This is a genomic window from Streptomyces sp. NBC_01003, from assembly GCF_045162695.1.
Classification (GTDB): domain Bacteria; phylum Actinomycetota; class Actinomycetes; order Streptomycetales; family Streptomycetaceae; genus Streptomyces.
The window spans coordinates 7,339,434-7,353,027 of record NZ_CP108707.1 but is presented as its reverse complement, the minus strand read 5'-3'; the positions used below and the strand labels follow the sequence as shown (position 1 = coordinate 7,353,027).

The 13,594-nt window shown below is 67.8% G+C and carries 11 protein-coding genes and 1 tRNA gene; 5 read left to right on the top strand and 7 right to left on the bottom strand.

Features of this window, described 5'->3' with window-relative positions:
- The first annotated feature begins 1 nt into the window (after nucleotide 1).
- Nucleotides 2–853: an ABC transporter ATP-binding protein gene (locus OG698_RS33485; RefSeq protein WP_100592318.1), complete on the top strand. Its 852-nt coding sequence runs from the start codon at nucleotides 2–4 to the stop codon at nucleotides 851–853.
- Entirely contained in the window at nucleotides 850–1,566 is a 717-nt protein-coding gene (locus tag OG698_RS33480) for an ABC transporter ATP-binding protein (protein ID WP_100592317.1), read from the top strand. Before OG698_RS33485 ends, OG698_RS33480 begins: the two co-directional genes overlap by 4 nt.
- A 77-nt stretch (nucleotides 1,567–1,643) precedes the next feature.
- On the opposite strand, the gene OG698_RS33475 is transcribed toward OG698_RS33480, so the two are convergent.
- Complete coding sequence (locus tag OG698_RS33475; RefSeq protein WP_399970178.1) at nucleotides 1,644–2,300, bottom strand: ANTAR domain-containing response regulator; 657 nt, start codon at nucleotides 2,298–2,300, stop codon at nucleotides 1,644–1,646.
- Nucleotides 2,301–2,403: 103 nt separating this feature from the next.
- Here OG698_RS33475 and OG698_RS33470 point away from each other — a divergent pair.
- A tRNA-Leu gene (locus tag OG698_RS33470) sits at nucleotides 2,404–2,476 on the top strand.
- Nucleotides 2,477–2,589: 113 nt separating this feature from the next.
- Nucleotides 2,590–3,342, top strand: coding sequence for a transcriptional regulator (locus OG698_RS33465; RefSeq protein ID WP_406107452.1), 753 nt, complete (start codon nucleotides 2,590–2,592; stop codon nucleotides 3,340–3,342).
- Between the two features lie 7 nt (nucleotides 3,343–3,349).
- Here OG698_RS33465 and pyk read toward each other — a convergent pair whose 3' ends face one another.
- Nucleotides 3,350–4,786, bottom strand: coding sequence for a pyruvate kinase (gene pyk, locus OG698_RS33460; RefSeq protein ID WP_406107450.1), 1,437 nt, complete (start codon nucleotides 4,784–4,786; stop codon nucleotides 3,350–3,352).
- A gap of 163 nt (nucleotides 4,787–4,949) precedes the next feature.
- On the bottom strand, nucleotides 4,950–5,675 hold the full coding sequence (locus OG698_RS33455; RefSeq protein ID WP_406107449.1) for an SIMPL domain-containing protein: 726 nt from the start codon (nucleotides 5,673–5,675) through the stop codon (nucleotides 4,950–4,952).
- Between the two features lie 132 nt (nucleotides 5,676–5,807).
- On the opposite strand from OG698_RS33455, the gene OG698_RS33450 reads away from it, so the two are divergent.
- Nucleotides 5,808–7,607 carry a 5'-nucleotidase C-terminal domain-containing protein gene (locus OG698_RS33450; protein ID WP_406107447.1) on the top strand — a complete coding sequence of 600 codons (1,800 nt, stop codon included), beginning with the start codon at nucleotides 5,808–5,810 and terminating at the stop codon, nucleotides 7,605–7,607.
- Here the strand turns inward: OG698_RS33450 and OG698_RS33445 are convergent.
- From OG698_RS33445 to OG698_RS33430, 4 genes are all read right to left on the bottom strand, one after another.
- A complete protein-coding gene (locus OG698_RS33445; protein ID WP_406107445.1) occupies nucleotides 7,604–9,040 on the bottom strand; it encodes a lysine N(6)-hydroxylase/L-ornithine N(5)-oxygenase family protein in 1,437 nt (478 codons plus the stop codon). The two genes, OG698_RS33450 and OG698_RS33445, sit on opposite strands and share 4 nt — an antisense overlap.
- Entirely contained in the window at nucleotides 9,037–10,458 is a 1,422-nt protein-coding gene (locus tag OG698_RS33440; RefSeq protein ID WP_406107443.1) for a pyridoxal phosphate-dependent decarboxylase family protein, read from the bottom strand. The genes OG698_RS33445 and OG698_RS33440 overlap by 4 nt, the downstream gene beginning before the upstream one ends.
- A gap of 176 nt (nucleotides 10,459–10,634) precedes the next feature.
- Entirely contained in the window at nucleotides 10,635–13,136 is a 2,502-nt protein-coding gene (pepN, locus tag OG698_RS33435) for an aminopeptidase N (RefSeq protein ID WP_406107441.1), read from the bottom strand.
- A 117-nt stretch (nucleotides 13,137–13,253) separates the two neighbouring features.
- The gene (locus tag OG698_RS33430) at nucleotides 13,254–13,589 is read right to left on the bottom strand and encodes a chorismate mutase (protein ID WP_399970165.1); all 336 of its coding nucleotides are present in this window, start codon (nucleotides 13,587–13,589) and stop codon (nucleotides 13,254–13,256) included.
- Nucleotides 13,590–13,594 lie beyond the last annotated feature (5 nt).

Here is a 13,594-nt window from a genome sequence, read left to right as displayed (position 1 = left end):
CATGACCACCACCACGACCACTGCCGTCCTCGAAGCCAAGGGCGTCACCATGCGCTTCGGCGGACTCACCGCCGTACGCTCCGTCGACCTCACCGTCAACAGCGGCGAAATCGTCGGCCTCATCGGCCCCAACGGCGCAGGCAAAACCACCTTCTTCAACTGCCTCACCGGCCTCTACATCCCCACCGAAGGCCAGGTCTCCTACAAGGGCACCGCACTCCCGCCCAAGCCCCACCTGGTCACCAAAGCCGGCATGGCCCGCACCTTCCAGAACATCCGGCTCTTCGCCAACATGACCGTCCTCGAAAACGTCCTCGTCGGACGCCACACCAGGACAAAGGAAGGCCTCTGGTCCGCGCTCCTGCGCGGCCCCGGCTTCAAGAAAGCCGAAGCCGCCTCCGAAGAACGCGCCATGGAACTCCTCGAGTTCATCGGCCTCGCCCACAAGCGCGACCACCTCGCCCGCAGCCTCCCCTACGGCGAACAGCGCAAGCTCGAAATCGCGCGCGCACTCGCCAGCGAGCCCGGCCTGCTCCTCCTCGACGAGCCCACGGCCGGCATGAACCCCCAAGAAACCCGCGCCACCGAAGAACTCGTCTTCGCCATCCGCGACAAGGGCATCGCCGTACTCGTCATCGAGCACGACATGCGCTTCATCTTCAACCTCTGCGACCGCGTCGCCGTCCTCGTCCAAGGCGAAAAACTCGTCGAAGGCACCAGCGACGTCGTCCAGGGCGACGAACGCGTCATCGCCGCCTACCTCGGCGAACCCTTCGAAGGCGCCCCCGAAGACACCGCCGCAGCAGCCGTCGAAGCCGCGGAAGCACACGCCACGGAAGGAGACGACCAGTGAGCGCACTCCTCGAAGTAGAAGACCTCAAGGTCGCCTACGGCAAGATCGAAGCCGTCAAGGGAATCTCCTTCAGCGTCCAACAAGGCGAAGTCGTCACCCTCATCGGCACCAACGGCGCCGGCAAGACAACGACCCTGCGGACCCTGTCCGGACTCCTCAAGCCGCTCAGCGGCAAAATCACCTTCGACGGAAAGCCACTCACCGGCGTCCCCGCACACAAGATCGTCGCCATGGGCCTCGCCCACTCCCCCGAAGGCCGACGCATCTTCCCCCGCCTCTCCATCGCCGAGAACCTCCAGCTCGGAGCATTCCTCCGCTCCGACAAAGCCGGCATCGAGAAGGACATCCAGCGCGCCTACGACCTCTTCCCCATCCTCGGCGAACGCCGAAAGCAAGCCGCGGGAACCCTCTCGGGCGGCGAACAGCAAATGCTCGCCATGGGCCGCGCCCTCATGTCCCAGCCCAAACTGCTCATGCTCGACGAACCCTCCATGGGCCTCTCCCCGATCATGATGCAGAAGATCATGGCGACCATCGCCGAACTCAAGTCCCAGGGCACGACCATCCTCCTGGTCGAACAGAACGCCCAGGCCGCGCTCTCCCTCGCCGACCACGGCCACGTCATGGAAGTCGGCACTGTCGTCCTCTCCGGAACCGGACAAGACCTCCTCCACGACGAATCCGTCCGCAAGGCGTACCTCGGCGAGGACTGAGCCCGTACACACACATGGCTGAGGCCCGTACCCCTCCGGGGGCACGGGCCTCAGCCATGAGCGGTGCGGGGCGGAACTCAGCCCTTCGCCGCCTTCTTCTCCTCAGCGTCCGCAATAACCGCCTCAGCGACCTGCTGCATCGAAAGCCGACGATCCATCGACGTCTTCTGAATCCAACGGAACGCCGCCGGCTCCGAAAGACCGTACTCCGTCTGCAACACCGACTTCGCCCGGTCCACCAGCTTCCGCGTCTCCAGCCGCTGCGTCAGATCCGCGACCTCGTTCTCCAGCGTCCGCAGCTCCTGGAACCGCGACACCGCCATCTCGATGGCCGGAACGACATCACTCTTGCTGAACGGCTTCACCAGATACGCCATCGCACCCGCGTCCCGCGCCCGCTCCACCAGATCGCGCTGCGAGAACGCCGTCAGCATCAGCACCGGAGCGATCGACTCCTCCGCGATCTTCTCCGCCGCGGTGATGCCGTCCATCTTCGGCATCTTCACGTCGAGGATCACCAGATCAGGCTTGTGCTCACGCGCCAGCTCGACCGCCTGCTCACCGTCACCGGCCTCACCGACGACGGTGTAGCCCTCTTCCTCGAGCATCTCTTTGAGGTCGAGGCGGATCAGAGCCTCGTCCTCGGCGATGACGACACGGGTCGTCAGCGGCGGGACGTGCGACTTGTCGTCGTCGGGCGCGTCTACGGGCTGGGGCGACTCGGGGGCGGTCACGATAGCTCCTAGTTCAGGGCACGGGTACTGCTTCCCAAGAGCCTACCTACCTGCGATATGGTGGTGACACGGCGGGAGACCGCCAACCTTCGTTTCGAAGGGGGCCCCGGTAGCCCAGCGGTAGAGGCCATGGATTCAAAACCCATACAGCGTCGGTTCGAATCCGACTCGGGGCACTTTTCCTTCGATTCAAAGGTCACCGTCCAAGCGGATGTCCACGTTCTCGTGAACATCCGCTTTTTGCTGCGTGTCGTAGCGATCAGTCGCACAGAGTGGCCGCACGTACGACATGGGCACACGCAAACGAGCTCTGGCGTTGGTCTCCCAGGGTCGCAGTCTGAACTCGGTGAGCGAGGAGACCGGGGTCTCACGGGCCGCAATACGCTCCTGGCAGATCGACATCGAACCCCGCAAGCGCGCAGGCATCCCGTGCCCCAGATGCGTCGATACGCCGGCCCCACCCGAGGACCAGGCCTCGTACGCCTACCTGTTGGGCCTCTATCTGGGCGATGGCTGCATCAACGCCCACCGGCGAGGCGTCTACTTCATCCGCATCGTGCTGGACAACGCCTGGCCGGGCCTTATCGACGCCTGCGAAGCGGCCATGCGAGCAGTACGGCCGGACAACAGCGTGTGCCGCGTCAAGAAACAGGGTTGCGTCGCAGTCACGGCCTCCAGCAAACACTGGCCCTGCCTCTTCCCGCAGCACGGGCCTGGCAAGAAGCACGAGCGCAAGATCGCTCTCGAACCCTGGCAGCAAGCAATCGTCGACGCGTGTCCGTGGGAATTCATTCGCGGTCTCATCCACTCCGATGGCTGCCGCATCACCAACTGGGCCACCCGCATCGTCGGCGGCGAGCAGAAGCGCTACGAATACCCCCGGTACTTCTTCACCAACCTGTCGGGCGACATCATCACGCTCTTCACCGACACCCTGGACAGAGTGGGCGTCGAGTGGCGACAGGCGAACCATCGCAACATCTCCATCGCCCGCAAAGCCTCCGTCGCCCTCATGGACACCCACGTAGGCCCCAAGTACTGACCCGCGCCTACTTGGGTGAGTCGTCCTCGCCGATGTGGTGGACGCGGACCAGGTTGGTGGAGCCGGAGACTCCGGGCGGGGAGCCGGCCGTGATGACGACGATGTCGCCCTTCCGGCAGCGGCCGTACTGGAGGAGGAGTTCGTCGACCTGGTCGACCATCGCGTCGGTGGAGTCGACGTGGGGGCCGAGGAAGGTCTCCACTCCCCAGGTGAGGTTGAGCTGGGAGCGGGTGGACGGGGTCGGGGTGAAGGCCAGGAGCGGGATGGGTGAGCGGTAGCGGGAGAGGCGGCGGACCGTGTCTCCGGACTGGGTGAAGGCCACGAGGAACTTCGCGCCGAGGAAGTCGCCCATTTCGGCTGCGGCGCGGGCGACGGCTCCGCCTTGGGTGCGGGGTTTGTTGCGTTCGGTGAGGGGCGGGAGGCCTTTGGCGAGGATGTCTTCCTCTGCGGCTTCGATGATGCGGCCCATGGTGCGGACGGTTTCGACGGGGTATTTGCCGACGCTGGTTTCGCCGGAGAGCATGACGGCGTCGGTGCCGTCGATGACGGCGTTGGCGACGTCGGATGCCTCGGCGCGGGTGGGGCGGGAGTTGTCGATCATCGAGTCGAGCATTTGGGTCGCGACGATGACGGGCTTGGCGTTGCGCTTGGCGAGTTTGATGGCGCGCTTTTGGACGATGGGGACTTGTTCGAGTGGCATTTCGACGCCGAGGTCTCCGCGGGCGACCATGATTCCGTCGAAGGCGGCGACGATGTCGTCGATGTTGTCGACGGCCTGGGGCTTTTCGACTTTGGCGATGACGGGGAGGCGGCGGTGTTCCTCGTCCATGATGCGGTGGACGTCTTCGATGTCGCGGCCGCTGCGGACGAAGGAGAGGGCGATGACGTCGGCGCCGGTGCGCAGGGCCCAGCGGAGGTCTTCCTGGTCCTTGTCGCTGAGTGCGGGGACGGAGACGGCTACGCCGGGGAGGTTGAGGCCTTTGTGGTCGGAGACCATGCCGCCTTCGATGACGGTGGTGTGGACGCGGGGGCCGTCGACGCCGGTGACTTCGAGGGTGACTTTGCCGTCGTCGACGAGGATGCGTTCGCCGGTGGTGACGTCGGTGGCGAGGCCGTCGTAGGTGGTTCCGCAGGTCTGGCGGTCGCCTTGGATGTCGGGTTCGACGGTGATGGTGAATTCGTCGCCGCGTTCAAGGAGTACGGGGCCTTCGCGGAAGCGTCCGAGTCTGATCTTCGGGCCTTGAAGGTCGGCGAGGATTCCGATGCTGCGGCCGGTTTCGTCGGAGGCCTTTCGGACGTGGTGGTAGCGCTCCTCGTGTTCGGCGTAGGTGCCGTGGCTGAGGTTGAAGCGGGCTACGTCCATTCCGGCTTCGACGAGTGCCTTGATCTGCTCGTACGAGTCGGTGGCTGGGCCCAGGGTGCAGACGATCTTTGCTCGGCGCATGGTTCGAGCCTAGGGCTTACCGGCGGGTAGGGAATTGGTTGCGCATGACTACCCAACCACCTTTAGATGAAGGGCTATTGACAAGTGTTGAATTGTGCATGGGGGTGCTCCGATGAGCGTGATGAGCATGCATTTCGGTGCGGGTGTTCGGGGGGCGGGGTCTTTACAGCTCGGGCGGGTGCATGGTGAATCGGGCGTTGACGTTCGCGTAGACGGTCTGTCGCTGGGGTTCGAGGTCGAGGGGTGCGGGGGTGTCGTCGGGGGCGCCGCCATAGGCGGCCATGCGCATGTGGGGTGCGCCGGGGACGGGTCCGTAGCGGTCGGGGTCTTCGGCTCCGGTGTCGGCGAGTTCGATGAGGGCGGCGAGGCGGGTGCCGAGGGCTTCGGCGTATTCGCGGGCGCGCTGGACGGCTTCGTGGACTGCTTGTTGGCGGGCGGTGCGGTGGACGGGTGAGTCGGGGCGCAGGGACCACCAGGGGCCGTCGATGCGGGTGAGGTCCTGGTCGGCGAGGCGGGTGGTGAGTTCGCCGAGTGCGGTGAAGTCGGTGAGTTCGGCGGTGATGTGGACGCGGCCGTGGTAGGCGCGGATTCGTTCGGAGCGGCCGTGACGGGTGAGTTCGGGGGTGATGGAGAAGGCGCCGGTCTCGACTTTTTCGATGGCTTCTCCGTAGCTCTTGATGAGGTCGAGGGTGGCGGTGTTGCGGCGGGTGAGGTCGGTGAGGGCTTCGCGGCGGTCGGTGCCGCGGGCGTTGACGGTGATGCCGATGCGGGCGAGGTCGGGGTCGGTCTCGATGCGGGCTTCGCCGCGGACGGCGATGCGGGGGGCTTGGGGGGTGCCGTAGGGGGTGGCGGTGGGCTGTGCGCCGGGTGTCGTCTCGTCGGGGGTCATGGGGTCACTGTGGCAGCAGCGCATCGGACAGTCATCGGATTGAAACCTCGTAGGTCTGTTGCGTGTTGGGTTGAGGGGCCAGAATCTACGCGCGTTGCAACTGTCGATGAGTGGTGCGGGAGGGGATCTGAGATGCCGTTGAATCGCAGGAAATTTCTGGGCAAGTCGGCTGCTACGGGTGCGGCGGTGGCGTTGACCGGGGCGGTGTCGGCGCCGGCCGCGCAGGCGCACGAGGGCCGGCCGAAGAGTCGTAAGCGGTATTCGTTCACCGTCATGGGGACGACGGACCTGCATGGTCATGTCTTCAACTGGGACTACTACAAGGACGCCGAGTACGCGGACACGGCGGGCAACGCGCAGGGGCTGTCGCGGATCTCGACTCTGGTGAAGCAGGTGCGCGAGGAGAAGGGCCGTGGTAACACGCTCCTGATCGACGCGGGTGACACGATCCAGGGCACACCGCTGACGTACTACTACGCGCGCGTGGAGCCGATCACCGCGGCGGACGGTCCGGTGCATCCGATGGCACAGGCGATGAACGCGATCGGTTATGACGCGGCGGCGCTCGGCAATCACGAGTTCAACTACGGCATCGACACGCTGCGCAAGTTCGAGTCGCAGTTGAAGTTCCCGCTGCTCGGTGCGAACGCCGTGGACGCGAAGACGGAGAAGCCGGCGTTCAGGCCGTACGTGATCAAGAAGTTGCGTACGCCGCACGGCAAGGACGTGAAGGTGGCGATCCTGGGGCTGACGAATCCGGGGATCGCGATCTGGGACAAGGCTTATGTGCAGGGCGTGTTGAAGTTCCCCGGTATCGAGGAGCAGGCCGCGCTGTGGGTGCCGAAGTTGCGCTCGATGGGTGCGGACGTGGTGATCGTGTCGGCGCACACGGGCGCTTCGGGCACGTCGTCGTGGGGGGATCAGCTGCCGTACGTGGAGAACGCGGCGGCGAATGTGGCGCGGACGGTGCCGGGGATCGACGCGATTCTCGTCGGGCACGCGCATGTGGAGATCGAGCAGCAGTTGGTGACGAACGAGAAGACCGGGAAGTCGGTCGTTCTGTCGGAGCCGCTGTGCTACGCGGAGCGGCTGGCGCTCTTCGACTTCGAGTTGGAGTGGGAGAGGGGCTGCTGGACGGTGTCGTCGGTGTCGTCGAAGCTGCTGAACTCGAATGCGGTGGCGGACGACCCGAAGATCACGAAATTGCTCGAGGACGAGCACGCGCTGGTCGTGAAGTATGTGAACCAGGTCGTGGGTCGGGCGACGACGACGCTGACGACGGTGGACGCCCGGTACAAGGACGCGCCGATCATCGATCTGATCAACAAGGTGCAGGCCGATGTGGTGACGGAGGCCCTGAAGTCGACGGAGTACGCGTCGCTGCCGGTCCTTTCGCAGGCTTCGCCGTTCTCGCGTACGTCGTCGATTCCGGCGGGTGAGGTGACGATCCGGGATCTGTCGGGTCTATATGTGTACGACAACACGCTGGTCGCGAAGTTGATGACGGGTGCGCAGGTGCGGGCGTACCTGGAGTTCTCGGCGGAGTATTTCGTGCAGACGGCGGCGGGTGCGGTCGTGGACGTGGACAAGCTGACGAACGCGAACAACCGGCCGGACTACAACTACGACTATGTGTCGGGGCTTTCGTACGACATCGACGTCGCGCAGGCGGCGGGGTCGCGGATCAAGAACGTGACGTATCAGGGTGCGGCGCTGGACGACGCGCAGAAGTTCGTGTTCGCGGTGAACAACTACCGGGCGAACGGTGGTGGGGCGTTCCCGCATGTGGCGTCGGCGCAGGAGCTGTGGTCGGAGTCGACGGAGATCCGTACGCGGATCGCCGAGTGGGTGACCGCGAAGGGCACCCTGGACCCGGCGGAGTTCGCTTCGGTGGACTGGCGGCTGACGCGGGACGGTACGCCCGTGTTCTAGTTCTTGAGTTCGATCAGATGGGTGTTGCCGCGTTCTCCGGACTGGGTCCGGGGGGCGCGGTTTTCGTTGGGGGTGAGGCCGAAGGTGGTGAAGGCGGTGCGCTGCGGGAGGGGGTAGGGGTCTTTGCCCGTGAGGGTGTTGAGGATGGTGGCGCTGCGCCAGGCGGCGAGGCCGAGGTCGGGGGCGCCGACTCCGTGGGTGTGGCGTTCGGCGTTCTGTACGTAGATGGTGCTGCCGGTGTCGGTGACGGTGGGGTCGAGGACGAGGCGGAACTGTTCGTCGATGCGGGGGCGTTCGCTGTTGTCGCGGCGGAGGTGGGGGTCCAGGCCGGTGAGGATCTGGTCGAGGGGGCGTTCGCGGTAGCCGGTGGCGAGGACGACGGCGTCGGTGGTGAGGCGGGAGCGGGTGTTCTGCCGGCGGTGTTCGAGGTGGAGTTCGACTTTGGTGGTGGCGACGCGGCCGGCGGTGCGGACGGAGACGCCGGGGGTGAGGGTGGCGTCGGGCCAGCCGCCGTGGAGGGTGCGCTGGTAGAGCTCGTCGTGGATGGCGGCGATGGTTTCGGCGTCGATGCCTTTGTGGAGCTGCCATTGGGCGGGGACGAGTCCGTCGCGTACGTCTTCGGGGAGGTGGTGGAAGTAGCGGGTGTAGTCGGGGGTGAAGTGTTCGAGGCCGAGCTTGGAGTACTCCATGGGGGCGAAGGCTTCGCTGCGGGCGAGCCAGTGGAGTTTTCCGCGGCCTTGGGGGCGGTTCTTGAGGAGGTCGAGGAAGATTTCGGCGCCGGACTGGCCTGATCCGATGACGGTGATGTGGTCGGCGGCGAGCAGTTCGGTGCGGTGGGTGAGGTAGTCGGCGGAGTGGATGACGGGGACGGTGGGGGCTTCGGCGAGGGGGCGCAGCGGTTCGGGGATGTAGGGGGCGGTGCCGACGCCGAGTACGACGTTCTTGGTGTAGGTGCGGCCGAGTGCTTCGGCTTCGCCTTCGGTGTCGAGTTGGGTGAAGTCGACTTCGAAGAGGCGGCGTTCGGGGTTCCAGCGGACGGCGTCGACCTGGTGGCCGAAGTGGAGTCCGGGGAGGTTTTCGCTGACCCAGCGGCAGTAGGCGTCGTATTCGGCGCGCTGGATGTGGAAGCGCTCGGCGAAGTAGAAGGGGAAGAGGCGGTCGCGGGTTTTGAGGTAGTTGAGGAAGGACCAGGGGCTTGCGGGGTCGGCGAGGGTGACGAGGTCGGCGAGGAAGGGGACTTGGAGGGTGGCGCCGTCGATGAGGAGGCCGGGGTGCCAGTGGAAGACGGGGTGTTGTTCGTAGAAGGCGGTGTCGAGTTCGGTGAGGGGGTGGGCGAGGGCGGCGAGGGAGAGGTTGAAGGGGCCGATGCCGATGCCGACGAGGTCGCGGGGTGCTTCGGGGTGCGGGGGCCTGGGGGTGGGCGCGGTGGTCATCGGGCCGTGTTTCCTTCCACCAGTTTCAGCAGCTGGGCCAGGTCGCCCGGCTGGGTGTGCGGGTTGAGCAGGGTGGCTTTGAGCCACAGCCGGCCGTCGATGCGGGCGCGGCCGAGTACGGCGCGGCCTTGGGTGAGGAGGGTGCGGCGGATGTGGGCGATGCGTTCGTCGGGCGCGCCGTGGGGGCGGAAGAGGACGGTGCTGAGGGTGGGGGTGTCGTAGAGGTCGAAGCCGGGGTGGGCGTGGAGGGTGGCGGCGAACTCCTGTGCCTGGTCGCAGACTTGGTCGACGAGGGCGCCGAGTCCGGTGCGGCCGAGGGCTTTGAGGGTGACGGCGATCTTGAGGATGTCGGGGCGCCGGGTGGTGCGCAGGGAACGGCCGAGGAGGTCGGGCAGGCCGGCTTCGGTGTCGTCGTCCGCGTTGAGGTAGTCGGCGTGGTGGGTGAGGGGCGCGAGGTCGGCGGGGTCGCGTACGGCGAGGAGGCCGGCGGCGACGGGCTGCCAGCCGAGTTTGTGGAGGTCGAGTGCGACGGTGGCGGCGCGGTCGAGGCCGGTGAGTTGGGTGCGGCGGGTGGGGCTGAAGAGGAGTCCGGCGCCGTATGCGGCGTCGACGTGGAGGCGGGCGCTGTGGGCTTCGCAGACGTCGGCGATCTCCGGGAGGGGGTCGATGAGTCCTGCGTCGGTGGTGCCGGCGGTGGCGGCGACCAGTTTGGGTCCTGGCAGGTCGGTGAGGGCTTCGTCGAGGGCGGCCGGGTCGAGGGTGCCGGTGGGGGCGGGCACGGTGACGGGGTCGGGGAGCCCGAGGAGCCAGGCTGCGCGGGGCAGGGAGTGGTGCGCGTTGGCGCCGGTGATGAGCTGGAGGGGGCCCTCTGAGGCGTGGGCTTCGCGGGCGAGGAGGACGGCGAGCTGGTTGGCCTCGGTGCCGCCGGTGGTGACCAGGGCCTGGGGGTGGCCGGGTTGGCCAGGGTGCGCGGTCCGGCCGGCGTGGCCCGTGTCGCCGTAGACCTCGTGGGCGAGTGCGTCGGTGACGAGGGTTTCGAGGGCGGAGGCCGCGGGGGCCTGGTCCCAGGAGTCCATGGAGGGGTTGAGGGCCGAGGCGGCGAGGTCGGCGGCCGTGGCGAGGGCGAGGGGCGGGCAGTGGAGGTGGGCCGCGCACAGGGGGTCGGCGGGGTCGGCGGCGCCTTCGGCGAGGGCCTGTACGAGGGTGCGCAGCGCGGTGTCGGGGCCGGTGCCGTGGTGGGGCAGGGGGTCGCCGGTGAGTTCGCGCAGGCGGGCGGTGACGGTGTGGGGGCCGCCGGCGGGGAGGGGGCCGTTTCGGGCGGTGGCTCCGTCGTGGAGGGCGTCGAGGACGGTGTTGAGCAACGGCCGCAGGGCTTGGGGGCCTTGGGGGCCTCCGGCGAGGGGCGGCGGGTTGCTCATGGCGGTGTCCTTCGGGGGTGCGGGTGGGGCCTCCAGCCTGTCTGCGGTGGCGGTGGCGTGCCCGTTGATCACAACGATCGGAACCCGAAAGTGGTACTGCCGTGCGGGGATTGGGCGGCGAGGGGGTGGTTGGTGGTACGGGGTCCGGGCGTGCCGGACCCCGTACGTTCCGGGCCCTAGTAGGCGGCGGTGGCCGTCCTGATCTTCAAGGCGCGGGCGAGGTCGTCGAGTTGGTCGGTGAGTTTGCGGCGCAGTGCGGGGATGGGGTCGTCGTCCTCCAGGCAGGATTCGCCGAGGGTGAGGGTGTGGGTGTCGACGGCGTGGGCGGGGAAGGCCCAGCGTCCCGCGGCGTCGGCGACGGCGGGGCCACGGCGGCGGGCGACGGCTACGGCGTCGGGGAAGTAGCGGGCGACATAGGGGTGCAGGAGGTCGCTCTGTTCGGGCTGCCAGAAGCCCTGGGCGGTGGCGGTGAAGAGGTAGTTGGAGAGGTCGTCGGTGGTGAACATGGCGTCCCAGGCGTCGCGTTTGGCGTCGGGGTCGGGCAGGGCCGCGCGGCAGCGGGCGGCGCCTTCCTGGCCGGTGGCGCTGGGGTCCTGGGTGAGTTCGGCCTCGATGACGGCGTCGTCGACGGCGCCGAGTACGCACAGGCGGCCGAGGATGCGCCAGCGCAGTTCGGGGTCGAGTTCGGGGCCGCCGGGGACGCTGCCGCTGTCGTACCAGTCGCGGATGGTGTCGGCGTGTGCGGCGCTGTCGATGAGGGTGCGCACGGCGGTGAGGCGCAGGCCGGGGTTGCTGCCGTCCTCGGTGCGGCGGATGAGGTCGGCGCACAGGTCGGTGAGGAGGGCGAGTGCGTCGGGGCGTTCGGCGGGGGTGGTGTAGCGGTCGGCCACCTGGGTGCGGGCGAAGGCCAGGACGCCCTGGACGTTGGCGAGTTCGCGTTCGCCGGGGAGGTGGGCGCGGGCGGCTTCGAGGTAGGTGAGGGGTTCGAGTTCGCCGTCGCGGACCATGTCGCGCAGGCAGTTCCACAGGACGGCGCGAGTGAGGGGGTCGGGCACGCGGGACAGGCCGCGCAGGGCGGTTTCCTCGGAGTGGGGGTCGAGGCGGATCTTGGCGTAGGTGAGGTCCTGGTCGTTGGGGACGACGAGGGCGGGGCGGGGGCCGGGGAGGCGGTGTTCGCCGTCGACGGGGATGTCGATGTCGGTCAGTTCGCGGCGGACGAGGGTGGCGCCGTCGATGAGGTCGCGGTCGTAGACGCCGACGGTGATGCGGTGGGGGCGGCTGCCGTCGCGGGTGAGGGTGAGTTCTGCCTGCCCCGGGTGTTCGGTGACGGTGGCGGTGAGGGTGTCGACGCCGGTGGTGCGCAGCCAGGTGTCGGCCCAGGCGTGGACGTCGCGGTCCGTGTGGTGGGCGAGGGAGGCGATGAAGTCGGCGAGGGTGGCGTTGGCGAACTTGTGGCGCTGGAAGTGGGTGTTGATGCCGGCGAGGAAGTCCTTCTCGCCCAGCCAGGCGACCAGCTGCCGTAGTGCGGAGGCTCCCTTGGCGTAGGAGATGCCGTCGAAGTTGAGCAGGGCGGACGCGGTGTCGGGGACCGCGTCGGCGTCGGGGGCGACGGGGTGGGTGGAGGGGCGCTGGTCGGCGTCGTATCCCCAGGCCTTGCGGGACACTCCGAAGTCGACCCAGGTGTCCTTGAAGCGGGTGGCTTCGGTGAGGGTCTGGTAGCCCATGTATTCGGCGAAGGACTCGTTGAGCCAGATGTCGTCCCACCATTGGAGGGTGACGAGGTCGCCGAACCACATGTGGGCCATTTCGTGGGCGATGACCATGGCGCGGGTCTGGCGTTCGGTGTCGGTGACGGCGGAGCGGTGGACGAACTCGTCGCGGAAGGTGACGAGTCCGGGGTTCTCCATGGCGCCGGCGTTGAACTCGGGGACGAACGCCTGGTCGTAGGAGTCGAAGGGGTAGGGCTCCTCGAACTTCTCGTGGTAGCGGTCGTAGCAGGCGCGGGTGATGTCGAGGATTTCTTCGGCGTCGGCGTCGAGGTAGGGGGCGAGGGAACGGCGGCAGTGCAGGCCGAAGGGCAGGCCGCGGTGCTCGGTGCGTACGGAGTGCCAGGGTCCGACGGCGACGGCGACGAGGTAGGTGGAGAGCAGCGGGGTGGTGGCGGCCTGCCACTTCCCCTCGCCCAGGTGCTCGGTGACGCTGTTGGCGAGGACGGTCCAGCCGTCGGGGGCGGTGACGGTGAGGTCGAACACGGCCTTCAGGTCGGGCTGGTCGAAGGCGGCGAAGACGCGCTGGACGTCTTCCATGAACAGCTGCGTGTAGACGTATGTCTCGCCGTCGGCGGGGTCGGTGAAGCGGTGCATGCCTTCGCCGGTGTGCGAGTAGGCCATGGCGGCTTCGACGCGCAGTTCGTGCGGGCCGGGGGTGAGTCCGGTGAGGGGGAGCCGGTTGTCGTCGAGTGCGGCGGGGTCCAGGGGCTGTCCGTCGAGGGTGACGGATCGCAGGGCTGCGGGCCTGACCTCGACGAAGGTGTCTCCGGCCGTGCGGGTGGTGAAGCCGATGACGGTGGTGGAGTCGAAGGTGTCGGCTCCGCGGGTGAGATCGAGGTCGATCTCGTACCGCTGGACGTCGATGAGCTGGGCTCGGGTCTGCGCTTCGTCGCGCGTCAGTACGGACATGGGGACATGCTGCCGTACGCCTCCGGCGGGGGACAGGCTGGCCGGGGGGCGTCCTCTGACGAGACCTCACCCGGCGCCGGCGTCACCGCCTCGGGGCTCCGCCCCGGACCCCGCTCCTCAATTGCCGGCGGGGCTTGAATTGGCCGCGATCTGCTCGTGGTGGCGGATGACCTCGCTGATGATGAAGTTCAGGAGCTTCTCGGCGAACGCGGGGTCGAGTTTGGCGCTCTCGGCGAGCTGGCGCAGGCGGGTGATCTGGCTGGCTTCGCGGGAGGGGTCGGCCGGGGGCAGGGCGTGTTCGGCCTTGAGGTGGCCGACCTGCTGGGTGCATTTGAAGCGTTCGGCGAGCATGTGGACGACGGCGGCGTCGATGTTGTCGATGCTGTCGCGCAGGCGGGCGAGTTCGGCGCGGACGGCGGGGTCCACGGCGTCGCGGGCGTTGCTGTTGGTCATGGGAG

Bases quoted from the DNA above. Each gene is read 5' to 3' on its own strand.
- OG698_RS33455 (WP_406107449.1), bottom strand. From the start codon at position 5,675: ATGACCCCCGACGAGACGACACCCGGCGCACAGCCCACCGCCACCCCC.
- OG698_RS33440 (WP_406107443.1), bottom strand. From the start codon at position 10,458: ATGAGCAACCCGCCGCCCCTCGCCGGAGGCCCCCAAGGCCCCCAAGCC.
- pepN (WP_406107441.1), bottom strand. From the start codon at position 13,136: ATGTCCGTACTGACGCGCGACGAAGCGCAGACCCGAGCCCAGCTCATC.
- OG698_RS33450 (WP_406107447.1), top strand. From the start codon at position 5,808: ATGCCGTTGAATCGCAGGAAATTTCTGGGCAAGTCGGCTGCTACGGGT.
- pyk (WP_406107450.1), bottom strand. From the start codon at position 4,786: ATGCGCCGAGCAAAGATCGTCTGCACCCTGGGCCCAGCCACCGACTCG.
- OG698_RS33445 (WP_406107445.1), bottom strand. From the start codon at position 9,040: ATGACCACCGCGCCCACCCCCAGGCCCCCGCACCCCGAAGCACCCCGC.
- OG698_RS33465 (WP_406107452.1), top strand. From the start codon at position 2,590: ATGGGCACACGCAAACGAGCTCTGGCGTTGGTCTCCCAGGGTCGCAGT.
- OG698_RS33430 (WP_399970165.1), bottom strand. From the start codon at position 13,589: ATGACCAACAGCAACGCCCGCGACGCCGTGGACCCCGCCGTCCGCGCC.
- OG698_RS33485 (WP_100592318.1), top strand. From the start codon at position 2: ATGACCACCACCACGACCACTGCCGTCCTCGAAGCCAAGGGCGTCACC.